The sequence below is a fragment of the Catenovulum sediminis genome, from assembly GCF_007289895.1.
GTDB classification, from domain to species: Bacteria; Pseudomonadota; Gammaproteobacteria; order Enterobacterales; family Alteromonadaceae; genus Catenovulum; species Catenovulum sediminis.
Genome location: NZ_CP041660.1, coordinates 3961291 through 3986065, shown reverse-complemented (window position 1 = coordinate 3986065; position 24775 = coordinate 3961291). Strand labels below are relative to the sequence as shown.

The window sequence follows — 24775 nt, the reverse complement described above, 5'->3', positions numbered from 1 at the left end:
ATTTGGTTTTGTTTTTTAGTTTTATTCTGTAATCGCATCTAAACTTAGGCTGAAACCAGGTTCAAATATTTGTAAAAACATTTCAGCTTCTGGGCAATTAAACGCCTTTAATGTCTCTCTGAGTCTTTCTTGTGCTCGATTAAATTCATGATTACCGGCGTTCATTTCTTCAATGGTTTTTAAGTACGCACTAATAATGTCAGCTGCTTTCACCAGTTTATAGTCATTTTTGTCATGCGCATCAGAGCAAACCAATGGTTGATAATGCTTCTGTAGACGCTTGGGTAGCATATCTACTAACTTTTGTTCGGCAATCTTTTCAATCTTTTTATATTCTTGGGCTATTTCTGGATTAAAATATTTAACCGGATTCGGCAAGTCTCCAGTTAAAACTTCTGATGCGTCGTGGAAAATTGCTAATGTTGCGATTGCATCTGGATTGACATTGCCTTCAAAGTATTCATTTTTAATAATGGCCAATGCATGGGCAATCATTGCCACTTGTAAACTATGTTCTTGGACATTTTCAATTAAGGTATTGCGCATTAACGGCCATCGATTTATCAACTTCATACGTGCCATATAGGCAAAAAAGTGGCTGCTCTTTATAGAATCGGTCATATTATTGTTGGTACCTCTTTAAGAAGTGTTCTAATTTATCAAATGCCTGTTCTAATATTTCTAAATGAGGCAGGGTCACTATTCTAAAGTGGTCAGGTTTTGACCAGTTAAATCCGCTGCCGTGAACCATCAGTATTTTTTCTTGGCGTAGAAAATCTAAAATGAATTGTTGATCATCTTTAATGTTAAATTTCTCTGTATCTATTTTGGGAAATAAATACATTGCGCCCTTAGGTTTAACGCAGCTTATGCCATCAATTTGATTAATGCGCTGCCATGCGAACATCGTTTGCTCGTATAAACGTCCACCTTCAGCAATCAGTTCATTGATACTTTGATATCCGCCGAGTGCCGTTTGAATGGCATGTTGGCAGGGGACATTTGCGCATAAACGCATAGACGCCAACATATCTAAACCTTCTACATAACTTTCGGCCAAATGTTTCGCACCACTTAACATCATCCAGCCCGCACGAAATCCAGCGATTCGATAGTTTTTTGATAAACCGCCAAAGGTCACCGTTAAAATATCATCTGAGAAAGTGGAAGTTGGTTTATGTTGAACACCATCATACAAAACCTTATCGTAGATCTCGTCACTAAAAATAATGAGTCCATGCTGCCGAGCAACTGCAACTATGTGCTTTAAAGTTTCGTCACTGTAGACTGCGCCAGTTGGGTTGTTTGGATTAATTAACACAATGGCTTTGGTTTTTTCTGTTATTTTTGCATTTATGTCGGCAATATCAGGTGCCCATTCACTTTCTTCATCGCATAAATAATGCACAGCATGACCACCAGATAATTCAACTGCCGCTGTCCATAGAGGATAATCCGGCGAAGGCACGAGCACTTCATCGCCTATGTTCAGTAAACCTTGCATAGACATGACAATCAGTTCACTCACACCATTACCGATATAAATGTCTTCAACGCTGATGTCTCGTAGTCCTTTTTGCTGATAGTATTGCATGACCGCGACACGCGCCGAGTAGATCCCTTTAGAATCGCAGTAACCTTGAGATGTCGGTAGGTTTCTGATCACGTCTTTTAAGATGTCATCGGGTGCTTCAAAACCAAATGGCGCTGGATTACCTATATTTAACTTTAAAACTCGGTGGCCTTCTTCTTCTAATCTTTTCGCTTCTTTAAGTACGGGCCCTCGAATGTCATAACAGACGTTTTGCAGTTTGTTTGACTGCTTGATTAACTTCATGGAAAAAATTACCTGAGACTTTAAATGCGATTATTCTACCGCAAGATTTTATTAGTTGATTGAGAATTACTGAAATTTAGCTATTTTTTCCTCAGTCTAGAAATTTATTTGTAATAAATTGGTGAATTATGTAAAAAATATTGTGCGATCTCTTATCTGTTGTCTATATTTAATATGAAGCCATTTCTTATTAGGGGTCGTTATGAGCCAATTTCAGTTTTTGGTTAGCAGTGCGAAAGAAGGACACCATATTGAAATGGAACTAAAAAAGATGGGATTAGTGGATGATCAAGTGCGTTTTATTGGAGCTGATAATCAGCTTTTAAATCGTCACCAATTGCATGAAGCCAACGTTTTAGAAGAAACAGACATCGTCGAAAGTAGTAAAAGTGGTGCAACTTTCGGTTTGTTTTCTGCTTTATGTTTTATGGTTTTATTGTTGGAGTTTCAGCCTTCAGACTGGCAACATACAGTAGCGCATTATCTAATTGCATTGGCTACCTTTGTTGCTTTATTTGCTTGGCTTGGTGCTTTAATTGGGGTCACTCGAGAAAATCGAAAGATAGCTGAATTTCATAAAGAGTTAAGCCAAGGGCAGTTGATTATGCTGATTGATTGCGCTCAATCAAAACAAAACAAAATCATCGCCCAAATCCTGAAAAATCATCCAAATATGAAAGTTTTATCACGACAGCACAATGAAAATGACAGTTTTTTTTGTGCTTGAGTGCGATATATAGTAACAGGCAATCAAAGGGGAGCTTGCTATGTCACATACCATGCGAAAAGAAGAAAATGCGCTACATGACAATGAGTTAGGACGTGTAATACCATGCAATGCATTAGATTGGAGCGATCCATTTAATTGGTTGCGCTTAGGTCTGATGGATTTAACCAAAGCACCATTAGTCACTTTATTTTATGGCATTATTTTTACACTGGTACCTATGGGTATTATGTATTTGGTGTCTATGACAAGTAACCATTTGTTAATTGCACCGGCTGTGGTGTGTTTTATGTTAATTGGGCCATTTTTGGCAGCTGGACTCTATGATGTAAGCTGGGAGTTTGAGAAAGGCCATAAGCCAACATTATGGCATAGTATTAAAGCAATGCATCGCAATAGTGTACATGAGTGGGCTTTCGCGATTTTATTGCTGGTGATTATGATTTTTTGGTTAAGGATTGCGTCATTGATACATGCACTATACCCACCTTATGTATCTGATGATTTTTCAGAACTATTACCATTCCTTGCGCTAGGCACTGGCGTTGGGGCGTTGTTGGCAGGTATTGTGTTTTTAATTAGTGCCTTTACACAACCTATTTTAGTTGAACGAAGAGTCGATTTAATGACCGCTGTGTTATCGAGTATCAATGCAGTTTGGTCGAATAAAGGTGTTATGTGTCTTTGGGCCTTCATTATCGCGGTATCGGTTGTGATTGGCTTTTTAACCCAGTTTATTGCATTTTTAGTGTTAATGCCGTTATTAGGGTTTGCAACTTGGCATGGCTATATCGCAACGATTACAACTAAACGAAAAAGAAATTACGAATAACCCGTATTGAGGTAGTGAGTGATTTTTAAATAAAAAAGGCTGACAGGTTGAATGGCAGCCCTTTCTGCGCTTAGCGCTTACACTTAAATATATATTATCGTAAACGAGTTGTAAGCCTCTAAGGCAGTGCCACTTTAAACGGCTTTACAACAACGCTTTTATAAACACCGGCTTCTATGTAAGGATCTGCATCAGCCCATGCCTGTGCAGCTTGCAGTGATGCAAATTTTGCGATAACGGTTGAACCGGTAAAGCCAGCTTCACTTGGCTCTTCAGAATCAATAGCTGGGTTTGGCCCAGCCACCATTAGTCGTCCTTCATCTTTTAACTGGTTTAATCTTGCTAAGTGAGCAGCGCGTGACTTTTTGCGCAGCGGCAAGCTGTTTTCTACGTCTTGACTGAAAATGACATACCACATTAATTTTCGTCCTCTTTTTGTTCTTTCGGCAAGTGGGGGTAGATAAATGCAATGGTTGCTATGGTAAATAATAAAGTTAAGCCCATTAAACCAAACAGTTTAAAATTAACCCAGAAATCTTGTGAAAAGTTATATGCTACGTACAAGTTGAGTACTGCAATCGCTGCAAAAAAAGCACTCCAAGAGTACGAGATTTTAGCCCATAGACGGGCAGGTAACTGTATTTCTTTACCCAATATGGTTTCCATTGGACAAACTTTAAAGACGGCCTGACTGATAAATATACCAATGGCAAACGCAGCATTTACTATTGTTACTTTCCATTTGATAAATGCATCGTCTCTAAAATAAAGGGTTAACCCCCCCATTATCAGGACAATCACAAACATGATAAATTGCTTTTTAGGCAATTTTTTTTGTTTAATCCATTCGTAAATCGTATGCAGCGCTGTCGTGCCAATTAACGCTGCTGTTGCCCAATAAATATCAACGGTTTTATATACAATAAAAAAGACCGCGATATGTAGATATTCAAACAAATTTTGCATAAGTTTCCGCTTGTTTTATGAACTTGCTTTAGTTGCTTCTTTCATGGCTGCAACAAATGACTTTATTTCAGAGACCATTTTTTCCGCGTTATCTAAATTGTTTTCGATTAGTTTTACTACCGCAGAACCACTGATAGCCCCATGCGCACCCGCTTTGATGGCTGTTTTTACATGTTCAGGTTTCGATATACCAAAGCCTAATAATGTTGGCGGTGCATTGTAGTCGTTCAATGTTTTAATGATGGTATCGACTGGCATGGCCGCTTCCGTTTCAGTCCCTGTTACCCCAGCGCGACTTAACAGGTAAGTATATCCCGAACCATATTCCGCAACACGTTGTAAAGACGCTTTAGTGCCATTGGGTGGCGCAATAAAAATCGCATCTATTGAGTGTTGTTTCGCCGCGTCTCTAAACAAGCTACTTTCACGGGCAGGTACGTCTGCAACTAATACTGAGTCAACGCCAACTGCGGCACATTGAGCATAAAAGGCATCAATGCCTTTGGCAAAGACTAAGTTGCTATACAGTAGTAAACCAATTGGGATATCTGCATTATATTCACGCACTGCTTTAAGTATTTCAAAACAATCTTTGGGTTTTACTTTGGCATCTAGAGCTCGGATATTTGCCTTTTGAATCGTCGGGCCATCAGCAATTGGGTCTGAATAAGGAATCCCTAACTCTAAAGCATCAGCTCCCCCATCAATAAGCGCTTTGATAACCTCTAATGAGGTGGCTAAATTTGGATCGCCAATTGTTACAAATGGCACAAATGCACCTTCGTTGCGCTCTTCTAAGCTCGTAAATAATTGAGAGTAGCGTTTATTCATAATGGCCTCCTTGCTCTAATACTCGATGAACGTGTGCCAAGTCTTTATCTCCACGGCCAGATAAGTTAATCACGATAATTGTTTCTTTATCAGCAGCTTTTGCTAATTTATAACCATGTGCTAAAGCATGCGATGATTCTAACGCTGGAATGATACCTTCGCAGCGGCATAATTTTTGAAATGCTTCTAATGCTTCTTCATCGGTTGCAGCGACATATTCTGCTCGACCGGTCGAATGTAAATAAGCATGTTGAGGCCCGACAGCTGGGTAATCTAAACCTGCCGATACCGAATATGATTCTTCGATTTGACCGTCTTCATCCTGCATTATGTAGGTAATGGCACCATGCAATACACCTTTGGTTCCTTTGCAAATAGTTGCTCCGTGTTTTAGCGTTGAAAGGCCATGGCCACCCGGTTCTACGCCAACCAACTTGACGTCTTTTTCGTCTATAAAATCAGCAAACATACCAATTGCATTAGACCCACCGCCCACACAAGCAACAACATAGTCTGGTAACTTTCCTTCAGCTTTGATGATTTGCTCTTTTGCTTCTTCGCCAATCATTTTCTGAAATTCACGTACCAGCGTCGGGAATGGATGAGGACCCGCTGCAGTACCTAATAAATAGTGGCTGTCTTCATAGTTTGCAGACCAGTCGCGAAGCGCTTCATTTACTGCATCTTTTAAGGTACCTGAGCCCGCATCGACAGGGATAACTTCAGCGCCCATTAACTTCATTCGAAAAACATTGGGTTGTTGTCTTTCGCAGTCTTTGGCCCCCATATAAATTCGGCATTCTAAGCCCAACAGCGCACAAGCAAGTGCGGTCGCAACACCATGCTGACCGGCGCCCGTTTCAGCTATTACTCGTTTCTTACCCATTCTTTTGGTTAATAAAGCCTGACCCAGTACCTGATTGGTTTTGTGCGCGCCGCCATGCAGCAAGTCTTCACGTTTTAGGTAAATTTTAGCCAATGGGTTAGGGGAAAAGTTGCGAGTTAAAGTTAAAGGGGTGGGGCGGCCCGCATACTCAGCCAATAACTGTTCAAATTCTTTTTTAAACTCAGGATCTTCTTGTGATGCAATAAACTCTTGTTCAAGTTGTTCAAGGGCGGGTACCAATAGTTCTGGTACATACATGCCACCAAACTCGCCAAAATAGGCATCTAAATGTTTAGTCATAATTTCCTCAATATTGTCTTAAAGCGTTAAAGATCGCTTTTAATTTGTCCGCGCATTTTATTCCAGGCTTAGATTCGGCACCTGAATTGATATCTAGGCCAATTGCACCCAACTTCGCGGCATCTGTTGCGTTATTTGTTGAAATGCCGCCCGCCAACATAAAGGGTAAATTAGTTTGCTTTAAATCTAATGCTGACCAATTTAACGCTTTTCCGGTGCCGCCTGGTTGCTCTTTAGTGCCAGAATCAATTAACCAGCGGTCAATACCATGCAGCTCAGGCAGTGGTGATATAGTCGGGTTGTGTGCTTTCCATATTTGGACACCTTCCGGTAATTTGGGTTTAAGTTTGTCTATATATGCCTGGTCTTCTTCACCATGTAATTGCACGACACTTAGGCCGAGTTGTTCGGTTAGGTCGGCAATTTTTAGCACAGGAGCATTAACAAAAACCCCGACATACTGCAAATCCACACTTTCGATAATTTGGTGGGCTTGTTCAGGTGAGACACAGCGAGGTGACTTCTCGGCAAAAATAAGTCCGCCATAAATTGCCCCTGCATGTTGTGCCGCCATCGCATCTTCAGCCCGAGTTAAACCACAGACTTTATTTTCGCCGACAATCAGTTTTTGCACTGCCAAAGCAACGTTATCTTGTGCCATTAATGAACTGCCGACTAAAAATCCATCCGCATATTTTGCTAATTCAGAAACATGATCATGGGTATAAATGCCAGATTCTGAAATGATTAAACGGCCTTGCGGTATTTTCGGTGCTAAGTCTCGTGTCGTTTGTAAATTGGTTGACAGATCACGTAAATTTCTGTTGTTTATACCGATGATTTTCGCATCCAGTTCAATTGCACGAGTCAATTCTTCTTCATTAGAAACTTCTGTTAATATGTCTAGATCATACTGCTTAGCAAGATCGGCCAAAAGCGTGTACTGCTCATCGCTTAGCACGGATAACATTAATAAAATGGCGTCTGCACCATAGTATCTTGCTAAATGTACTTGGTACGGGTCAATCATAAAATCTTTACATAAACACGGCTGCGTTACGCGTTCTCGCACGTATTTAAGGTATTCGTGATCGCCTTGAAAGTACTTTTTGTCGGTTAAAACTGAAATGCCAGCGGCATAAGGCGAATATGCGGCGATAATTTGGTCTAGATTAAAGTCATCGCGAATTAAACCTTTTGATGGACTGGCCTTTTTGCACTCTAAAATAAAACCAGCCGCAGGTTTGGATAATGCTGCGTATAAACTTCTGTCTGATGGTTTTAATGTATCAACAAAAGAGGATAGAGGACGTTCTTTTTTTTGCTGATCGACTTCAATCATTTTATCAGCACAAATTTTTTCTAAAACATTAGCCATGAGAAAGCTCCGCAAATTGATTTAAAGTTTTTAATGCTTTGCCTGAGCGCATTGCATCGAGTGCTAATTGTGCACCTTGTTTTAGATCTTGTGCCAATCCGGACATATACAAGAGTGCTGAAACGTTAATTGCGACAGCATTCATATGTGCAGTTTTTCCATTACCCGATAACATATCTAAACAAATTTGTTTGTTTTCTTCCGGTAAACCACCTTTGATATCAATTAGTTGACAACTGTCTAAAGCAAAATCTGCTGGGGTTAGTGTATATTCTAGAATTTTTCCATCGTTTAATTCACAGACTTGTGTTGTTCCGTGTAGTGCAATTTCGTCTAACCCACTACCATGTACAACCATTGCACGTTTTAAATTTAGTTGTGCCAGTGTTTCTGCAATCGGACGTAATAAATCTGGTGAATATACACCTAATAATTGAATGTCGGGCGCTGCAGGGTTGGCTAGTGGACCTAGTATATTGAAGATGGTTCGGGTTTTTAGTGTTTGACGCACGGGCATGGCATGCTTAACACCGGCATGGTATTGCGGTGCAAAGAAAAAACAAATTCCGGCTTGATCCAAGCATTTACGAGCTTGCTGTGGGCTCGGTGTTAAATTAATCCCCAAACCTTCTAGCAAATCGGAAGAACCCGATTTACTGGATACGCTTCGATTGCCATGTTTGGTCATTTTTAACCCGCAAGCAGCTGCAACAATGGCTGCTGTTGTAGATATATTTATTGTATCAGCGCCATCTCCACCTGTTCCACAACTGTCTGCTATTAAATATTCAGGACGTTCAAACGCCAGCGCATTTTCCCGCATTGCAGAGGCTGCGCCCGCGATTTCTTCCGGGGTTTCCCCTTTAATTTTTAAAGCGCCCAGTACACCTGCCAATAGAATTGGGTCAATGGAGCCTGCCATAACCTGATTAAAAAACGCTAATGTTTCTTGTTTGCTTGAATCTTTACCGGCAAAGGTATTATTTACAAAACTTAGCATGTTTATTCCTTGTTATTTTCTTCACGCGTTAAATAGTTAAGGCTTTGTCTTAGCAATTTTGAACCGAAAGTCGTTAAGATGCTTTCTGGGTGGAATTGATAGCCTAAAACTCGATCTTGTTCGTTAATTACAGCCATCGGAATGTCATTTACTTCAGCAATCAGGGTTAAACTCGTTGGTACTTCGGTTGCCATTAGTGAGTGGTAGCGCGCGACAAATAGTGGATTAACTAAATCTGTAAATACTGGGTGTTCGTTATGTTTAACACCGGATGCTTTGCCATGCATAATTTCACCTGAGGTACCGACCTTTCCACCATAAGCTTCAACTATCGCTTGATGCCCTAAACAAATACCAATGATTGGAAATAATCCTTTTGCTTTTAAAATCAACTCAGGCATACAACCAGCTTGGTCTGGACTCCCAGGGCCTGGAGATAACATCAGCACGACTGGATTTTCGCAGGATTTCATTTTTTGCAGTATGAGCTCGGCTGAAACATTATTGCGATAGACAATCAGTTCAAAACCTATGCTTTTAAGTTCATCTACTAGATTGTATGTAAATGAATCAAAGTTATCTAATAAAAATACTGTGGTTGTCATGGCTATGCCTCCTGTGCCGAAATAATTGCGTTGATAACCGCTTGTGCTTTACTGCGTGTTTCATCTGCTTCTGATTGCGGGATCGAATCATATACAACACCGGCACCGGCTTGAACATGCGCAGTTTTGTCTTTAACAAAAGCAGAGCGAATCACAATGCAGGTATCCATATCACCACGACTGGTTAAATAACCCACAGCGCCACCGTAACTGCCACGGCGTTTTTGTTCAGTATGACGAATTAACTCCGCAGCGCGCACTTTAGGCGCGCCAACCAGTGTGCCCATATTTAAGCAGGCCTGATAAGCGTGCAATGCGTCTAAGTCACGACGTAGCTGACCTTTAACACGTGAGACTAAATGCATGACAAATGAGTATCTGTCGACTTTTTGCAAGTCGCAGACATGTCGTGTACCTGGCTCAGATACACGAGCGACATCATTTCTAGCCAAATCCACTAACATCATGTGCTCGGCCAACTCTTTTTGATCGCTACGTAATTCTTGTTCAATTCTGCTGTCTAAATCTAAATTAATACTGCCATCTGGATTAAAACCACGACGGCGTGTTCCGGCAATAGGATAGATTTCAACTTCGTTATCTTGTTTAGTGTATTTGACTGCTGATTCGGGTGAGGCACCAAAAAGTTCAAATTCTTGATCACGCATATAGAACATATAAGGGCTAGGATTTTGTTTTTTCAGCATTTTATATGCAGCAACAGAATCGACACAAGGTAAGCTAAAGGTTCTTGAAGGAACAACTTGGAAAATGTCACCTTTTTTAATATGTTGTTTCAGCTTGACAACAGATTGGCAAAATTCTTCATCACTCACATCTACTCGAACCTCAGGCTTATTTGAAGCCGGTTTAATGGTATCGGTAGGTGCACTTATTTGACGTAGCTGTTCATCATATTGGTTTAGTTGAGCTTTTGCACTACTGGCATGTTCAGCGGAAAAACTATAACAGGTTAATTCAGCCGTTTGGTTTTGATGATCACACACCAGCGTGTTTTCAGCTAAATAGAACAAATAGTCCGGGCAAGTATTTTCTCCGGCACTTGCATCTGGCAATGATTCAACAACTGCAAGCATATCGTAGCCAAAGACGCCACCCAAAAATAACGGAGCATCCGGGTTGTCAATGGTTAGAAGCACTCGTAACACTTCAAAAGGGTTGGCCGTTTTTAATCTTTCGTCTTCATTGAGCTCATTTAGAGGAAGCGGGAAGGCAAAAGTTATCGATGCATTGTCATCCTGAATGACAAATTTCTGCAAGCTATCTTTTAGATAGTTGAGCACAGGACCTGCATTTGTATTCAAAGCTTGAGCAATCACTTGATGACCGTTACATTCAAGTCGCAGACAAGCATCTAGTAACAAGATGCTTTTTAAATTGTCTTTACTGTCAATTTCTGCGGATTCAAGCAAAAGCGAATGCGTGTGGTCTTTTGCCAGTGTGCTGTACACAGTTAACGGATCTGCAATGTATTGTGTCGATTTTTTATTCGTAATAAGTTGAGTTTTCATAATTTAATTCTGACTGTTAAAACAAAAAAGGTAAGTTGCGTTTTGTTCTTAACAGTTTCGCCAACGCTTTGAATCATTTGTAAAATTATTCACAAGTCCCTCTCACTTTGTTTTGTTGCTAAAATGCACGCGACATATTGTACCTGAATCAGAAAATAAAAAAGCCCGCTTTTGCGGGCTTTTTTATGTTTTGTTTAAACAATACACAGCTGACCCGCACCTAAGTGAAGGACCACCACCAAACTAAGTTGTGTGCCGAAATAATTTCGGTTGTTTTGAAAGCTGTGTTTAACATGACAAATTCCAGTCATAAAATTAATATGTCTAATGAAACGCATATCTGTGTTAAAGTCAACTGTTTTTAAAATGAAAATTGCATGGTGTCGTAGATGAAAATTGATTTACACAGTCACACAAATTGTTCAGATGGTGAGTTAACGCCGAAAGAACTCGTGTTACGTGCTGCAAATAAAGGTGTGTCTGTTTTAGCGATAACCGATCATGATACTGTGGCGGCGATCAATCCAGCACAAAATGCAATTGAAGCGTTTAATCTGCCGTTGCAATTGATTCATGGCGTTGAAATTTCTACACGCTGGCATGGTTTTGAAATACATGTAGTTGGCTTAAATATTGACATTGACAATGTCAACTTGGTGGCTGCTTTAGAACGTCAACAAAATGAACGAGAAGCACGTGCATTTAGGATAGCAAGCAAACTTGCACGCGTGATACCCGAGCTAGACGCAGAGGTATTATTTGATACGGTTAAAAAAATGGCGGGTGGCGAGAGTATTTCCCGTGTGCACTTTGCACGTCATTTATTAAACAATGGTTATGTGACACGTATACAGCAGGCTTTTGATAAATATTTAGGGCGCAAAGGCAAAGCCTATACAACGCCAGACTGGATGTCGTTAGAAGATGCAGTCGCCCTGATACAATCAGTCGGTGGGCAGGCGGTATTAGCGCATCCGACAAGGTATGATTTAAAAAATAAATGGATTAAAAAGTTAGTTGATGATTTTGCTCTCGCAAAAGGGGATGCGATTGAAGTGGCCTTACCGCGGCAAAACAACAATGAATTAATCCAATTGGCTAATTATGCGCATGGTGCCTCATTAAAAGCGTCACAAGGTTCAGACTTTCATCGTGTTTCATCTTATACTGAGCTTGGAGATTTGTTACCCTTGCCTCAAAGTTGTCAGCCTATTTGGGCAACTTGGAATCTGAAAATCGCTTAAGGAGTGCATTTACATGAGTCAATTTTTCTATGTTCATCCAGAAAATCCGCAAAAGCGGTTACTCAACCAAGCATGTGAAATTATCCGCAAAGGTGGCGTCGTGGTTTATCCGACTGACTCTGGCTATGCTATTGGTTGTCAAGTGGGAGACAAAGCAGCGTTAGAAAGAATATGTCGTATCCGACAACTCGAAATGGATCATGATTTTACGATGATGTGTAAAGATGTTTCTGAATTGTCACTGTATGCTAAAGTGGGAAATACGGCTTTTCGGATGTTAAAAAACAATACACCTGGGCCCTATACTTTTATATTCAAAGCAACACGTGAAGTTCCCAAGCGCCTGCAGAATCCGAAACGAAAAAGCATTGGTATTCGCATCCCGAACAATGCAATTGCGTTGCAGTTATTAGAAACCTTGGGTGAACCCTTAATGTCGTCAAGCTTGATTTTACCGGGTAATAATTTTGCTGAAGCTGATCCGGAAGAGATCCGCGACAAGTTAGAGCACTCGGTTGACCTGATTATTCACGGCGGTATATTGCAAGAAACCCCAACAACCGTTGTTGATTTATATGATGAATTACCCGTTGTAATCCGTGAAGGAAATGGTGATATAGCACCTTTTAGTTGATGACTGAAACCGCTGAAATTGTTGCAACTGCTCCCATACAACAAGAATTGCCGCTCGCATATGTGCGCGGCGAGGCGGTTATTGAAAAGCCAGAAGATTTATTTATCCCACCTGAAGCACTGGAAGTGATTTTAGAATCATTCGAAGGTCCGCTTGATTTACTTTTATATTTAATACGAAAGCAAAAATTTGAAATAGCGGATATTCCAATTAATCAAATTACTCAGCAGTACATGGAATATGTTGAGGTAATGAAAGATGTAAATCTTGAACTGGCCGCTGAGTATTTAGTGATGGCGGCCATGCTGGCAGAAATTAAGTCCAGAGTGTTGTTACCTAAGTTGAAGCGCGATGAAGAAGAAGAGGCAGATCCGCGCGCTGAACTGGTTAGGCGTTTACAAGAGTATGAGGTTATTAAAAAAGCCGCCGCTGAAATAGATGAGTTGCCACGCAAAGACAGGGATTTTTATACTGCATCTGTAGCGGTTGCAAATAATTGTAAGCCTGTTGTGATCCAGCCAGATGTCGATATGCAAGAAATTGTCATGGCCTTTGCGGCTGTGTTAAAGCGAGCCGATAACTTTAAGCATCATCAGATTAAACCTGAAGTATTATCAACCCGCGCGCGAATGGCCGATATACTGGAAAAATTAACAACTAGTGACTATTATCCTTTTGCTGACTTTTTTGCGGTGAAAGAAGGGCCAAGTGGTGTGGTTGTCACTTTTCTCGCAATATTGGAGCTGGTAAAAGAAAAAAGTATCACGTTGATTCAAAATCAGGTTTTTACCGATATTCATGTCAAACTGGCAAACTTTGAACTCAGTCACTATGATGATTCCGTTACAGGTTGAATGATTGATATACAATGAAAAGCCCGTTTAAACGGTACTGTATATAAACACTTAAAGATAAAATAGGGACATTTATGGATTATTTCACTCTCAACATAGCAGAGCATTTTTTTATACTCTCTTCAATTTGCCTGCTGCTTTATGCATGGCAACGTAAACAAATGCTAAGACATATCAAAAATCACTATCCAGAGCTTTGGCAGCAAGCTACGATAAAAAGAATGGGGTTTACTAAGCAAACCGTACAAATTAGCTTTATTGATAAGGTGATTAAAGCGGGGACAGATAATGTTTCTCATGATGATAGAGTTTCAAATTATCGTCGAAATTGTAAAGTGGTTTTAGGTTTAGCTGCGCTGTTTTGTATTTTATCTGTGATTTGCAATCTGTACTTTAGCTTCAGTTACACGAGTTCGCTATGAAATGGCTAGAAACTAGAATACCACCTGTTTTTGTGGTTTTGATAATTGCAGCTCTGATGTGGGTATTAGCAAACATCACGCATTTGCATATCGGCATTTTGCCGTATAACAAACGTCTGGCTGCATTATTTTTACTTGCAGCAATCATCATTGGCTTGTTAGCTGTGCGCGATTTTAAACGTGCGAATACAACGGTAAACCCAGTGAAAGTCAATACAGCAAGTCACTTAGTAACAAACGGCGTTTTTAGTTACAGCAGAAACCCTATGTATCTGGCTATGTTATTTATGCTGATAGCGTGGGGTTTTTATTTAACAAATATTCTGGCTTTAGTGTTCTCGTTTAGTTTCGTCATTTACATGAATCGATTTCAGATTTACCCGGAAGAGCAAGCGTTAAGAAAAATTTTCCCAATTGATTATCGCAATTACTGTCAGCAGGTGAGACGCTGGTTATGACATTAGAAATATATCAAGTAGATGCGATTACAAATCAAGTATTGTCTGGCAACCCTGCGGCGTAATTCATACCGCTTAGAGGGGGAGTTGTCAGTGCGCGGGGCGAAGGCTGTGACTTTGTCAGTCGGTGTTTTTATCCAAAGTGTGGTATCGATGAAGATCCGGTGACAGGCTCAGCTCATTGCATTATGGTACCTTGCTGGGCTAAAAAACTGATTAAAAAATCAGCTTGTTGCTAAACAATTATCGAAAAGACCGGGGCTATTAAACTTTTGATTGACGGTGATTGCGTATTTATTGCGTATTTATTGAAGGGCAGGCGGTAGATTATTTAAAAGGGCAGATAATGATATGAAACAACATGAAAAAATTAATTACGTCGAATTCGCCACGCGGGATATTCATTCGACAAAAGCATTTTTCGAACAAGTATTTTGCTGGACTTTTGTTGACTATGGCACTGAGTATACCGCTTTTTCGAATTCGGGTCTGGACGGTGGCTTTTATCAGGCAGATTTAAACGCCAGCGCCGGTAACGGAAGTGCGTTAATTGTTTTATACAGTGAAGACTTGGCGGATACGCAACAAAAAATTATCGCCGCAGGGGGACAAATTATTAAAGACATATTTGAATTTCCCGGCGGTCGACGTTTTCATTTTACAGAGCCAAGCGGCAATGAATTAGCTGTTTGGTCTGATCGTTAAACTCACCATTCGGCTTATTATTCGCCAAAGCTAAGTAAAAAAGATATAATCTTTGTTATATATATTCCTGCTTCTTGTCCATTCGGATTCAGGCTTTTACTTATTAGGTATTACATGACCACTGCCCGAGTCCGTTATCAAACCGTCGAGTTTGATAATTATGATATCCATTTACGCACTTTATTTGATAATCAACAATATGATGATAGTAAAGGTGAAGCCGAAGCTTTAGGTATCTCGTCAGCATCTTGGCCTTTGTTTGGGATTGTTTGGCCATCTGGGTTAGTGTTAGCGCATTATTTGAGTGACTATCAAGTTGAAAATAAGAGAATTTTAGAAGTCGGTTGTGGTATCGGTTTGTCTAGTTTGCTGTTAAACGCCCGCCATGCCAATGTGACAGCTACTGATTATCACCCAGAAGCTGGTCGCTTTTTAGCTGAAAATGTGCGCTTAAATAAAGGACAGTCGATACCTTTTACACGAGTTGATTGGAATGACGGTGAAACGGTTTTAGGCCAGTTTGATATGATAGTTGGCAGCGATTTACTATATGAAGCAGAGCATATTGCATTATTGTCTGATTTTATTGCAGCGCATGCAAAACCTCAATGTGAAGTGATATTAGTGGACCCAGGTAGGGGCCAGCAAAGCCGTTTTAGTAAAAAAATGATGGCATATGGTTTTGCATGTCAGCAGTCTGTACCGGTACATACTGATTTTTTAGAAAAGCCATTTAAAGGCCGAATATGGAAGTTTAATCGCGCAGCTTAGAGGCCTTTTCGTTTATTGGGACAAGGAGTTCTGATTTATATGTTTTGTCTGGATCTGCAATATAGCTTGATTCAGGCGTCGCATTATTTCTGGGTTTTGGTGCACTTTCTTTTTGCTAATATAAATACCAAACTCTCGATTGCTATGTAGGTATTGGTTAAAACTTGCGAGCGAGATATTTTGCTGTAAAGCTGTTTGCTCAAACACTTTCTCAGCTAATAAGACGGCTTCAAACCTATTTTTTTCTAGCATCAGCGCTATGCTAGCAACATCTACCACTGCTTCTACCCGATAGCCGTTTTCTTTTAACCAAATATGTGTGTTGGCGTTTAAATGGCTGGCAATACGATAATTATCTTTAAAATATTTGCTGTATGGTGAATCCTTAATGTCTTTAAGAACGTACCACTTCCAATGATTGGTGACGATTGACTGGCTAAAAACGGCTATTTTATCTCTCTGCTCATTTTGTGATGCAAGAAAAAAACCATCAGCATGTCCTGATTTAAGCATGGCAAATGCTTTGCCATAGTTAGACACGGGTTTGATGGTAAAGGCAATTTTAGCTTGTTTTAAAGCTTCTGTTGCCATTTTATAGCCTTCACCATGCCAAGTGCCATTTTCAATGAAGGTATAAGGTGGAAAATGAGGTACGACAAATTTTAAATGTGACTCCGTTGTGGTTGCAAAGCCTAATTTGGGCAGTGCAGCAAATATTAGTAAACAGACTACAAGGATAGATTTTAAACTCAAGTTTTGGCCGATATTCATTTTAACAATCTGTTTTTGGTTTTGGCTTAATTAAGATTAGTCTTTGCTTTGGTTCTTTGCGAGCAATCTTGATATAATCTGTCGCAAATTAAATATGAGATATTGAAACTACATGATCCCACGTTTGACTGCTGTTGATGCAATTGAAAAAATTTATCTCGAATTTTTAAATGAATTAGATAAATCAGACTTTTCCGGTGATATTGAAACAAGTTATGCCAGTCGTTTTTCCGTATCTACCGACAACAGTGTGTATCAGGCACTGCCACAGGCTGTTGTTTTGCCAAAATCGACAGATGATCTAGTTATACTGACAAAGCTGGCCAGCAAACCGCAATATCAAGCTGTTAAATTCTCGCCGCGCGGTGGTGGAACTGGAACCAATGGCCAGTCATTAACAACCGGGATTGTTGTTGATGTCAGCCGGCATATGAACCAAATACTGGACTTTAATGCACGAGAAGGCTGGGTCAAAGTGCAGGCAGGGGTTGTTAAAGATCAACTCAATGCGTTTTTGAAACCACATGGTTACTTTTTTGCCCCAGATTTAAGCACGAGTAACAGGGCAACTATTGGCGGCATGGTTAATACAGATGCCTCTGGGCAAGGTTCTCTGGTATACGGAAAAACCAGTGATCATGTATTAGGTTTAACCAGTGTATTATTATCTGGTGAGGTATTAACAACCGAGAAAACGTCAACAACCAATGCTGAAAAAATTGCACAGCAAGATACAAACATTGGACATGTTTATCGTCAAGTATTGGCAACTTGTCGCGAAAAACGTTCACAGATACTAGATAAATTTCCCCGTTTAAACCGTTTTTTAACCGGTTATGACTTAGAGCATGTTTTTAACGATGATCTTACTGAATTTGATTTAAGTCGCATTATCACAGGCTCTGAAGGGTCGCTTGCTTTTGTCGCTGAAGCTAAATTAAATATTACGCCCATCGCGCCATACAAAACATTGGTTAATGTTAAATACGATAGCTTTGAATCAGCTCTGCGCAATGCACCATTTTTAGTTGAAGCCAACGCAACATCGGTTGAAACGATTGACAGTAAAGTATTAAACCTTGCCAGAGAAGATATTATTTGGGAATCGGTTAAACATCTGATTGAAGATGTTCCAGGCAAAACACTCGAAGGCATTAACATCGTTGAATTTAATGCTGTTGAGCAAGCTGAAATAGATTACAAGCTAGAACAGTTAACTGAACGTTTAGAGCAGATGGTGAGTACTGGTGAAGGTGGCATTATCGGTTATCAGGTGACAACTGATTTGCCCAGTATTGGTCTGATTTACGAAATGCGTAAAAAAGCGGTTGGTTTGTTGGGGAACACTAAAGGCAGTAAAAAGCCGATCGCATTTGCTGAAGATACAGCGGTACCGCCTGAAAATTTAGCTGATTTTATTATGGAGTTTCGTGAGCTGCTGGATAGTTATCAGCTCAACTATGGCATGTTTGGACATGTTGATGCTGGGGTATTGCATGTGCGGCCTGCGTTGGATATGAACGATCCCGAACAAGAAGTTATTTTGCGCCAGATTTCAGACAAAGTGGTCGCCTTAACGGCCAAATATGGTGGTTTGATGTGGGGCGAACATGGTAAAGGATATCGCAGTGAATATGGCCCAGAGTTTTTTGGCGAATCTTTATTTTTAGAGCTACGTAAAATTAAATCTGTGTTTGATCCATTGAATCGAGTCAATCCGGGTAAGATTTGTACGCCTATCAGTTCAGACGAAAAATTGGTCTCGGTTGACGATACTAAGCGCGGTTATTTCGACAGGCAAATTCCCGTTGAAGTTAAAGAAAGTGTTGAAACTGCCATGAATTGTAATGGTAATGGCTTGTGTTTTAACTGGGATGCTAGTAGTCCGATGTGTCCATCTTACAAAGTAACGCGTGATCGTCGTCATAGTCCAAAAGGGCGAGCGGGTTTAATGCGTGAATGGTTAAGGCAATTAAGTAATCAGGGCATTGATTTTAATGATGAAGAAAAAGCGATATTAAAAGGAGATGATGATTCTTCTTGGTTTGCCCGCAGGCGCAATAAAAAGAAAAAAAATCAGGGCGAATATGATTACTCTCATGAAGTGATGGAAGCGATGGATGAGTGTTTGGCTTGTAAAGCTTGTTCGAGTCAATGCCCGATAAAGGTTGATGTACCTGGCTTTAGAGCAAGGTTTTTACAACTGTATTATGCGCGTTATGCGCGGCCACTTAAAGATTATTTAGTTGCCTCAATTGAAAACAGTGCGCCGTTAATGGCTAAAGCGCCAAGACTGTTCAACTTTCTTGTTGATAGTGCACCGCTAAAGGCATTGATTAAAAAGACAGTTGGTTATGTGGATACCCCTTTGTTAAGTGTGCCACCACTGCATAAACAAGTGGGTGATGTGAATGTGCTGGATTGGGATCTAGCCCGTATTCAACAAATGTCGGAAGCACAAAGACTTAAATTGGTCGCGATTGTGCAAGATCCCTTCACTTCATTTTATGATGCCGACGTGGTGGCTGATTGGGTCAAGCTGATTGCTAAATTAGGTTATACGCCGATTATTTTACCTTTTGTGCCAAATGGTAAACCACAACACGTGAAAGGTTTTTTAAAACGCTTTGCGCAAACCGCTAAAACTGCGGCTGATTTTTTGAACCAGTTAGATGAACTCAAAATAACGCTGGTGGGTACCGACCCGAGTCTTGTATTGTGTTATCGAGACGAGTATCAAAAAGCATTGGGCGAACAGCGTGGTGATTTTAATGTGTTGTTACCACACGAATGGTTGAAGGATGTTGCATTTCCTGCGGTATCTGAAACAGTGCAAACACAGTATAAATTGTTTTCACATTGTTCTGAAAAAACGGCCATTGCCAGTACCCATAAAGATTGGCAAAGTATATTTGCTAAAGTGGGCGCGCAACTGACACCTGTTGCGGTTGGTTGTTGTGGTATGGCTGGTACCTATGGTCACGAAGCTTCGCACCTAGACAATTCTAAACAGATTTATCAAATGAGCTGGGCGGATAAGGTTAAGCAGAATAAGCCGGAAGAGATATTAGCGACGGGGTATTCATGCCGTTCACAAGTAAAAAGAGAAGATGGTTTTAAACCTCAACATCCAGTGCAGGCATTATTAAAAATTATTCAATAATCTGCTTTAATCTGCTGTAAAGTCGTGCGATATTTGCGCAATGCAATATCGCACTATTTTATAAGGTTTATTTTATGTTTGAATGGATGTACGACGCGAATGCTTGGATAGCTTTATTTGCTTTGATCGGACTCGAAATTGTTCTGGGTGTCGATAATATCATCTTCATTTCTATTCTTGTTTCAAAATTACCCGAAGCGCAGCGTGATAAAGCGCGAAAACTGGGTATTTCACTCGCATTATTGTCACGTCTTGTTTTATTGTTGGGTATTGTTTGGGTAACCGAATTAATTCACCCTTGGTTTAGTATTTTAGGAAATGAGATTTCCGGTCGGGATTTAGTATTACTTGGCGGTGGTTTATTTTTACTGGCTAAAGCAACGTTTGAAATTCACAATGCGCTAGATCCTGATGTACATGGCCCAGATAAAAGCAAAATTAAAGTGGGATTTGTCAGTGTACTGATTCAAATTGCTATTTTAGACGTGGTGTTTTCATTAGATTCTGTTATTACAGCTGTGGGTTTAGTGCAGCATGTATCCATTATGGTTATCGCTATCTTGATTTCAGTACTCGTGATGTTACTCACTGCAAAAGCCATTTCTGATTTTGTTGATAATAATCCAACCATTAAAATTTTAGCACTATCCTTTTTGATGCTTATTGGGATAACCTTAATGGGCGAAGGTTTAGATTTACACATACCTAAAGGCTATATTTATTTTGCGATGTTCTTCTCTGTCAGTATCGAGTTAATGAACATGCGGCTGCGTAAAATTAAAGCCAGACAAAAAGTTGCCGAGGCAGATTAAATTTAGAACAACAAGGGGTACGAGCACAGTGAAATTTAGTGTTTGTAACCCCTCGAACCGCAATAAAGGGAAAATGGCTCTCCCTTTACTGACGTTTTAAATTTTATATTTGCCCAATAAACACTTGTCTTGTTAACCCACCAACAACTCTCTGGCATTTTCCAATGTATTTTTAGTAATTACATCACCGCCCAAGAGACGAGCAAGTTCTTCAATGCGTTGTTCAGTGGTTAATTTTACCATCGTTGTTTGCGTTGAGGATGCGTTGTTCGATTTGCTAACTTGCATTTGTTGATGGCCACATGCGGCTACCTGGGGTAGGTGAGTTACACAAATTACCTGAGTTGATTCGCCAATTTGCCTAAGCATTTGACCGACAACTGCTGCAGTTGGCCCACTAATGCCAACATCCACTTCATCAAAGATTAAGGTGGGGGTTTCAGATTTTTCTGCAGTGAGTACTTGAATCGCTAAGCTGATTCGAGAAAGTTCTCCACCCGATGCAACTTTGCTCATTGCTTGTAAAGGTTGCCCCGGGTTTGCGCATACTAAAAATTCAATATTGTCTGAACCATTTTTAGTCGGTTTTTCGCAATTGCTAAGTTCAACTTTGAATAAGCCTTGTTTCATATTCAATTTTTGCATACTCGCGGTGATAAGTTCGGACAGTTTTTCTGCCGATTCTTTTCTACTCTCAGTCAGCGCATTTGCTGCCTGCCAGTATTGTTCTCGAGCATTTTCAACTTCAATTTGCAATTGCACGTTTGCCTCATCGCAGCGCTTAATTTCATTTAACTCAGCGGCTAATTTAGCATGTTCTATATGCAGATCTTCTGGTGAAACTTTATGCTTACGCGCTAATTCAAGTGCTGTTGATAAACGCTCGTCTAGCAGATTTAACCTTTCTGGATCCGGCTCTTGCGATTCAATGTAATCCCTTAGTTCATAACTGGCTTCTTTTAATTGAATTTCAGCATCTGTTAACATTTGGGTAATGTTGCCGAGCCCTGAATCAAAGCGTGATAAATCAATTAATTTTTGTTGAATATGCTGTACTAGCCCGACAACTGTTTGTTCATCATTTTCATATAATAAGCCATAACATTGCTGGCTATCTGTTAACAAGGTAACCGAGTTTGATAAACGCTTGTGCTCTGCCTCAACTTCTTTAAATTCACCTTCTTGCAAAGCAAATTCATCTAGCTCAGCAACCTGATATTCCAATAATTGATATCTGGCTTCACGTTGCGCTTGTTCTTCATCGAGTTTTTTGAGTTCTTGTTTAAGTTTATTCCAACCCTGATAAGCAAGAGTTGTCTGTGCCAATAAGTGTTTATGCCCGGCAAATTGGTCAACTAAAGACAATTGATAATCAGGTTTCAATAATAACTGATGAGCGTGTTGGCCATGGATATTCACCAAATGGGGTGCAAATGAACGTAATAATTGGGCAGGGACAGGCGCGCCGTTAATATAAGCACGTGAGCGGCCTTCCGCTGTAATCACTCGACGGACAATACATTCCTGTTGATCAACTTCTAGCATGTCTTGTTCTAGCAGCCAATTTTTAGCAGATTGGATTTGGCTGATATTAAATGTCGCACAAACCTCTGTTTTATCAGCACCAGGGCGTACCATAGACGCTTCGGCCCGGCTGCCTAAACACAGGCTTAAGGCATCAATAGATATAGATTTACCTGCACCCGTTTCACCTGTGATTGTTGTCATGCCCGGATCGACTTCGATATCCAAGGATTCAACAATAGCAAAATCTTTTACGTACAATTGCGTCAACATGGATGATTCTCCAAAACCAGAAATTAAATACTGTATACATGAATAGTATTTAAGCTGAAAAATACTGTATGGTCAACCAGTGTTTTTGAGAAAATGTTTTTCTTTGTAGTAGGTAACCTGACCTGTGCTGAGTACCGCACCTCGTGTCCAACCTTGTTTTTGATAAAAATGTTCAGCCCTTGAGTTAACGCCAGTAGAAAGGTAAATCTTACAGATACCGGATTGATATAACCAATTTGAAGCCGTGCTGAGTAATAGTTGGCCGATACCTTGCCGTTGGTAACTTGGATCGACAAATAATGCCCAGATGCTGCTTTCTTTTTTTGAACAAATGACATACCCATTTACGCCATCTGTATCATAACTGACCCAACCTTTACCATATAGAGTCAGGTAGTTGTGATAACAAATTTCGGAAATAGGCTTGTTTAGCGGGAGTGGATTATCAGATGGTTTTTGTCGAATGATATCCAAAGCGGGTATATCAGTGACGCTGGCTTCACGTATTTGCATGCAATTTATGAGGTGCAAATTAAAGATAATTTAAGTTTAAACACGAAAGTAACAAGAAGGCAATTTTATTTAATTAATTATTTTATAAACGCTGTTTATATTCATTGATTTTTGCCCTAATTATCCTAAACTTCGAAAAAATATCAGCCAATTCGGTTGGGTTTAGGCGCCGAGATAACGGCATGGTAAAGGAGCATTATGTTCACCAGTTTTGTAGTGTCTGACGAGTATCTTTCATTAGAAGGGAAAGATGTAAAGGATAATTTTTTATTAACATTTGACCAATACCTTGCCGAACATCCCAGAAAAGATCTGCGCAAAGTAAAAATTATAAATTTATGTGACACTGATCAGTACTTAAGCAAAGGTTATTATTGCTCGTTATTGGCAGAAGCGCGCGGCCATAAAGTTTTGCCGTCTGTAAATACAATTAATGACTTGAGGAATGAGCAATTATACAAACCTCAGTTAAGTGACACTGTAATGCCGGCAGTACTACAAAAATTACGCAAGCATGAGCAACGCAGTTTAACTTTGTACATTTATTTTGGTCAGGCGGATATCAGTGGTTTTGAAGCATTGGCTAAAAAGCTATTTATGCAATTTCCGGCGCCCATTTTGAGTGTTGAAATAGATATTATTAATTGCTGTATAACGGATATTAATTGTCGCAGTTACACCGGGCTTAACGAAAGCCAGTTTCAAAAATTTGAAAAAGCATTATTAGACTTTAATCAACGGTTATGGTTAACATCACGTCCCAAAAAGCGTTACCGCTGGGATATGGCGATATTAGTTGACGAAAACGAAGCTTTACCACCCAGTGATAAAGTTGCTCTGGCAAAAATGGTTAAAGCGGCGGCTAAAGTAGGTATTCGCGCTGAGTTTATTGGTGAAAATGACTATGCCAAACTCAATGAGTTTGACGCGCTGTTTATTCGTGTGACGACAGCTATCGATCACTATACCTATCGATTTGCCCGTAAAGCTGAGTTAGAAGGTTTAGTTGTCATTGACGACCCAACATCAATACTCAGGTGTTGTAATAAAGTATTTTTACAAGATGCTTTTAGCTATAACAAGGTGCCTGCGTTAAAAACAATCTCAGTGAGTAATGCCAGTCAAGTACAACTTGATAAGATTGAAAGCGAATTTACCTACCCAATGGTCTTAAAGGTGCCTGAAAGTGCCTTTTCAAAAGGGGTTTTCAAAGTACAAAACCGCGATGAGTTACATGGCCGTTTAAGCGAATTATTAAACCAAAGTGCGCTTGTATTGATTCAAACTTATTTATTTACCGAGTTTGATTGGCGAATTGGCGTGTTAAACAACAAGCCTTTATATGCATGTAAATATCATATGGCAAGAAATCATTGGCAGATTTATAAACATGATGAATCCACTGTAGATTCAGGCGGTTTTGATACATTACCAACATTTGAAGTGCCTAAAGTTGTTTTGGATGCGGCTTTAAAAGCGGCTAAAGTCATTGGCAGTGGTTTATATGGTGTAGATATAAAACAACATAATAATCAAGCATATGTTATCGAAATTAATGACAACCCCAGTTTAGATTCTGAAGTGGAAGATTTATACCTAGGGGATGAATTATATATGATTATTATGTCAGAGATGGCTCGGCGATTAGAACAAAGAGGCCGGTAAAGTTTGGTTAGTGTGTTAAATATTCGGTAAATATAAGCAAATTAAAGAACAATAAGCATAATATATTCCGCT

General features: G+C 39.9%; 26 protein-coding genes. 13 read left to right on the top strand and 13 right to left on the bottom strand.

The features are described 5' to 3' along the window. Positions 1 to 21 precede the first annotated feature (21 nt). Both yfbR and FNT16_RS17000 read right to left on the bottom strand, forming a co-directional pair. Positions 22 to 621, bottom strand: coding sequence for a 5'-deoxynucleotidase (yfbR, locus tag FNT16_RS17005; protein WP_143872710.1), 600 nt, complete (start codon positions 619 to 621; stop codon positions 22 to 24). Position 622: 1 nt separating this feature from the next. After that, positions 623 to 1837 (bottom strand): pyridoxal phosphate-dependent aminotransferase, encoded by a 1215-nt coding sequence (locus tag FNT16_RS17000; RefSeq protein WP_143872709.1) that lies wholly within the window; start codon positions 1835 to 1837, stop codon positions 623 to 625. Between the two features lie 202 nt (positions 1838 to 2039). Between FNT16_RS17000 and FNT16_RS16995 the strand changes: the two genes are divergently transcribed. Then, positions 2040 to 2564, top strand: coding sequence for a hypothetical protein (locus FNT16_RS16995; protein ID WP_143872708.1), 525 nt, complete (start codon positions 2040 to 2042; stop codon positions 2562 to 2564). Positions 2565 to 2604: 40 nt separating this feature from the next. Beyond that, positions 2605 to 3396: a DUF2189 domain-containing protein gene (locus FNT16_RS16990; protein WP_143872707.1), complete on the top strand. Its 792-nt coding sequence runs from the start codon at positions 2605 to 2607 to the stop codon at positions 3394 to 3396. 118 nt (positions 3397 to 3514) lie between these two features. Here the strand turns inward: FNT16_RS16990 and FNT16_RS16985 are convergent, their stop codons facing one another. Genes FNT16_RS16985 through FNT16_RS16950 form a run of 8 tightly spaced genes read right to left on the bottom strand, consistent with a single transcriptional unit; the run spans position 3515 to position 10894 of the window. Next, entirely contained in the window at positions 3515 to 3814 is a 300-nt protein-coding gene (locus FNT16_RS16985; RefSeq protein WP_143872706.1) for a YciI family protein, read from the bottom strand. Further along, positions 3814 to 4362 (bottom strand): septation protein A, encoded by a 549-nt coding sequence (locus FNT16_RS16980; protein ID WP_143872705.1) that lies wholly within the window; start codon positions 4360 to 4362, stop codon positions 3814 to 3816. The genes FNT16_RS16985 and FNT16_RS16980 overlap by 1 nt, the downstream gene beginning before the upstream one ends. A gap of 15 nt (positions 4363 to 4377) precedes the next feature. Beyond that, positions 4378 to 5193, bottom strand: coding sequence for a tryptophan synthase subunit alpha (gene trpA, locus FNT16_RS16975; protein WP_143872704.1), 816 nt, complete (start codon positions 5191 to 5193; stop codon positions 4378 to 4380). Beyond that, on the bottom strand, positions 5186 to 6379 hold the full coding sequence (gene trpB / locus FNT16_RS16970) for a tryptophan synthase subunit beta (RefSeq protein ID WP_143872703.1): 1194 nt from the start codon (positions 6377 to 6379) through the stop codon (positions 5186 to 5188). Before trpB ends, trpA begins: the two co-directional genes overlap by 8 nt. Before the next feature lie 7 nt (positions 6380 to 6386). Continuing rightward, the gene (trpCF, locus tag FNT16_RS16965; RefSeq protein WP_143872702.1) at positions 6387 to 7757 is read right to left on the bottom strand and encodes a bifunctional indole-3-glycerol-phosphate synthase TrpC/phosphoribosylanthranilate isomerase TrpF; all 1371 of its coding nucleotides are present in this window, start codon (positions 7755 to 7757) and stop codon (positions 6387 to 6389) included. Beyond that, positions 7750 to 8757 (bottom strand): anthranilate phosphoribosyltransferase, encoded by a 1008-nt coding sequence (gene trpD / locus FNT16_RS16960; protein ID WP_143872701.1) that lies wholly within the window; start codon positions 8755 to 8757, stop codon positions 7750 to 7752. Before trpD ends, trpCF begins: the two co-directional genes overlap by 8 nt. Positions 8758 to 8759: 2 nt before the next feature. After that, positions 8760 to 9362, bottom strand: a complete 603-nt coding sequence (locus FNT16_RS16955) for an aminodeoxychorismate/anthranilate synthase component II (protein WP_143872700.1) — start codon at positions 9360 to 9362, stop codon at positions 8760 to 8762. A 2-nt stretch (positions 9363 to 9364) separates the two neighbouring features. Then, a complete protein-coding gene (locus tag FNT16_RS16950; protein ID WP_143872699.1) occupies positions 9365 to 10894 on the bottom strand; it encodes an anthranilate synthase component 1 in 1530 nt (509 codons plus the stop codon). Between the two features lie 389 nt (positions 10895 to 11283). On the opposite strand from FNT16_RS16950, the gene FNT16_RS16945 reads away from it, so the two are divergent. From FNT16_RS16945 to FNT16_RS16910, 8 genes are all read left to right on the top strand, one after another. After that, entirely contained in the window at positions 11284 to 12138 is an 855-nt protein-coding gene (locus tag FNT16_RS16945; RefSeq protein WP_143872698.1) for a PHP domain-containing protein, read from the top strand. Between the two features lie 13 nt (positions 12139 to 12151). Then, on the top strand, positions 12152 to 12772 hold the full coding sequence (locus FNT16_RS16940) for an L-threonylcarbamoyladenylate synthase (protein ID WP_143872697.1): 621 nt from the start codon (positions 12152 to 12154) through the stop codon (positions 12770 to 12772). Continuing rightward, on the top strand, positions 12772 to 13626 hold the full coding sequence (locus FNT16_RS16935) for a segregation and condensation protein A (protein WP_143872696.1): 855 nt from the start codon (positions 12772 to 12774) through the stop codon (positions 13624 to 13626). Before FNT16_RS16940 ends, FNT16_RS16935 begins: the two co-directional genes overlap by 1 nt. A 74-nt stretch (positions 13627 to 13700) precedes the next feature. Next, positions 13701 to 14048, top strand: coding sequence for a hypothetical protein (locus FNT16_RS16930; protein ID WP_143872695.1), 348 nt, complete (start codon positions 13701 to 13703; stop codon positions 14046 to 14048). Continuing rightward, the gene (locus tag FNT16_RS16925) at positions 14045 to 14506 is read left to right on the top strand and encodes a methyltransferase family protein (protein WP_143872694.1); all 462 of its coding nucleotides are present in this window, start codon (positions 14045 to 14047) and stop codon (positions 14504 to 14506) included. The genes FNT16_RS16930 and FNT16_RS16925 overlap by 4 nt, the downstream gene beginning before the upstream one ends. A 68-nt stretch (positions 14507 to 14574) precedes the next feature. Continuing rightward, the gene (locus FNT16_RS21035; RefSeq protein WP_143873012.1) at positions 14575 to 14745 is read left to right on the top strand and encodes a PhzF family phenazine biosynthesis protein; all 171 of its coding nucleotides are present in this window, start codon (positions 14575 to 14577) and stop codon (positions 14743 to 14745) included. Positions 14746 to 14857: 112 nt separating this feature from the next. Next, positions 14858 to 15211, top strand: coding sequence for a VOC family protein (locus FNT16_RS16915; RefSeq protein WP_143872693.1), 354 nt, complete (start codon positions 14858 to 14860; stop codon positions 15209 to 15211). 114 nt (positions 15212 to 15325) lie between these two features. After that, positions 15326 to 15982: a class I SAM-dependent methyltransferase gene (locus tag FNT16_RS16910; RefSeq protein ID WP_143872692.1), complete on the top strand. Its 657-nt coding sequence runs from the start codon at positions 15326 to 15328 to the stop codon at positions 15980 to 15982. Between the two features lie 12 nt (positions 15983 to 15994). On the opposite strand, the gene FNT16_RS16905 is transcribed toward FNT16_RS16910, so the two are convergent. Continuing rightward, entirely contained in the window at positions 15995 to 16753 is a 759-nt protein-coding gene (locus FNT16_RS16905; protein ID WP_143872691.1) for a substrate-binding periplasmic protein, read from the bottom strand. 112 nt (positions 16754 to 16865) lie between these two features. Here FNT16_RS16905 and ydiJ point away from each other — a divergent pair, with 112 nt between their 5' ends. Continuing rightward, the gene (gene ydiJ / locus FNT16_RS16900; RefSeq protein WP_143872690.1) at positions 16866 to 19916 is read left to right on the top strand and encodes a D-2-hydroxyglutarate dehydrogenase YdiJ; all 3051 of its coding nucleotides are present in this window, start codon (positions 16866 to 16868) and stop codon (positions 19914 to 19916) included. A gap of 74 nt (positions 19917 to 19990) precedes the next feature. Next, entirely contained in the window at positions 19991 to 20728 is a 738-nt protein-coding gene (locus FNT16_RS16895) for a TerC family protein (protein ID WP_143872689.1), read from the top strand. Positions 20729 to 20860: 132 nt separating this feature from the next. Here FNT16_RS16895 and recN read toward each other — a convergent pair whose 3' ends face one another. Continuing rightward, positions 20861 to 22525 (bottom strand): DNA repair protein RecN, encoded by a 1665-nt coding sequence (gene recN / locus FNT16_RS16890; RefSeq protein ID WP_143872688.1) that lies wholly within the window; start codon positions 22523 to 22525, stop codon positions 20861 to 20863. A 72-nt stretch (positions 22526 to 22597) separates the two neighbouring features. After that, on the bottom strand, positions 22598 to 23038 hold the full coding sequence (locus FNT16_RS16885; RefSeq protein ID WP_143872687.1) for a GNAT family N-acetyltransferase: 441 nt from the start codon (positions 23036 to 23038) through the stop codon (positions 22598 to 22600). 198 nt (positions 23039 to 23236) lie between these two features. Here FNT16_RS16885 and FNT16_RS16880 point away from each other — a divergent pair, with 198 nt between their 5' ends. Next, a complete protein-coding gene (locus FNT16_RS16880; protein ID WP_143872686.1) occupies positions 23237 to 24703 on the top strand; it encodes a RimK family protein in 1467 nt (488 codons plus the stop codon). Positions 24704 to 24775: the final 72 nt, after the last annotated feature.

Coding starts and splice junctions, on each gene's coding strand:
- ydiJ (WP_143872690.1), top strand. CDS start 16,866: ATGATCCCACGTTTGACTGCTGTTGATGCAATTGAAAAAATTTATCTC.
- FNT16_RS16910 (WP_143872692.1), top strand. CDS start 15,326: ATGACCACTGCCCGAGTCCGTTATCAAACCGTCGAGTTTGATAATTAT.
- FNT16_RS16980 (WP_143872705.1), bottom strand. CDS start 4,362: ATGCAAAATTTGTTTGAATATCTACATATCGCGGTCTTTTTTATTGTA.
- FNT16_RS16885 (WP_143872687.1), bottom strand. CDS start 23,038: ATGCAAATACGTGAAGCCAGCGTCACTGATATACCCGCTTTGGATATC.
- FNT16_RS16935 (WP_143872696.1), top strand. CDS start 12,772: ATGACTGAAACCGCTGAAATTGTTGCAACTGCTCCCATACAACAAGAA.
- trpA (WP_143872704.1), bottom strand. CDS start 5,193: ATGAATAAACGCTACTCTCAATTATTTACGAGCTTAGAAGAGCGCAAC.
- FNT16_RS16905 (WP_143872691.1), bottom strand. CDS start 16,753: ATGAATATCGGCCAAAACTTGAGTTTAAAATCTATCCTTGTAGTCTGT.
- trpB (WP_143872703.1), bottom strand. CDS start 6,379: ATGACTAAACATTTAGATGCCTATTTTGGCGAGTTTGGTGGCATGTAT.
- FNT16_RS16880 (WP_143872686.1), top strand. CDS start 23,237: ATGTTCACCAGTTTTGTAGTGTCTGACGAGTATCTTTCATTAGAAGGG.
- FNT16_RS16990 (WP_143872707.1), top strand. CDS start 2,605: ATGTCACATACCATGCGAAAAGAAGAAAATGCGCTACATGACAATGAG.
- yfbR (WP_143872710.1), bottom strand. CDS start 621: ATGACCGATTCTATAAAGAGCAGCCACTTTTTTGCCTATATGGCACGT.
- FNT16_RS16895 (WP_143872689.1), top strand. CDS start 19,991: ATGTTTGAATGGATGTACGACGCGAATGCTTGGATAGCTTTATTTGCT.
- FNT16_RS16950 (WP_143872699.1), bottom strand. CDS start 10,894: ATGAAAACTCAACTTATTACGAATAAAAAATCGACACAATACATTGCA.
- FNT16_RS16995 (WP_143872708.1), top strand. CDS start 2,040: ATGAGCCAATTTCAGTTTTTGGTTAGCAGTGCGAAAGAAGGACACCAT.
- FNT16_RS17000 (WP_143872709.1), bottom strand. CDS start 1,837: ATGAAGTTAATCAAGCAGTCAAACAAACTGCAAAACGTCTGTTATGAC.
- recN (WP_143872688.1), bottom strand. CDS start 22,525: ATGTTGACGCAATTGTACGTAAAAGATTTTGCTATTGTTGAATCCTTG.
- FNT16_RS16925 (WP_143872694.1), top strand. CDS start 14,045: ATGAAATGGCTAGAAACTAGAATACCACCTGTTTTTGTGGTTTTGATA.
- FNT16_RS16955 (WP_143872700.1), bottom strand. CDS start 9,362: ATGACAACCACAGTATTTTTATTAGATAACTTTGATTCATTTACATAC.
- FNT16_RS16985 (WP_143872706.1), bottom strand. CDS start 3,814: ATGTGGTATGTCATTTTCAGTCAAGACGTAGAAAACAGCTTGCCGCTG.
- FNT16_RS16945 (WP_143872698.1), top strand. CDS start 11,284: ATGAAAATTGATTTACACAGTCACACAAATTGTTCAGATGGTGAGTTA.
- FNT16_RS16930 (WP_143872695.1), top strand. CDS start 13,701: ATGGATTATTTCACTCTCAACATAGCAGAGCATTTTTTTATACTCTCT.
- trpD (WP_143872701.1), bottom strand. CDS start 8,757: ATGCTAAGTTTTGTAAATAATACCTTTGCCGGTAAAGATTCAAGCAAA.
- trpCF (WP_143872702.1), bottom strand. CDS start 7,757: ATGGCTAATGTTTTAGAAAAAATTTGTGCTGATAAAATGATTGAAGTC.
- FNT16_RS16915 (WP_143872693.1), top strand. CDS start 14,858: ATGAAACAACATGAAAAAATTAATTACGTCGAATTCGCCACGCGGGAT.
- FNT16_RS16940 (WP_143872697.1), top strand. CDS start 12,152: ATGAGTCAATTTTTCTATGTTCATCCAGAAAATCCGCAAAAGCGGTTA.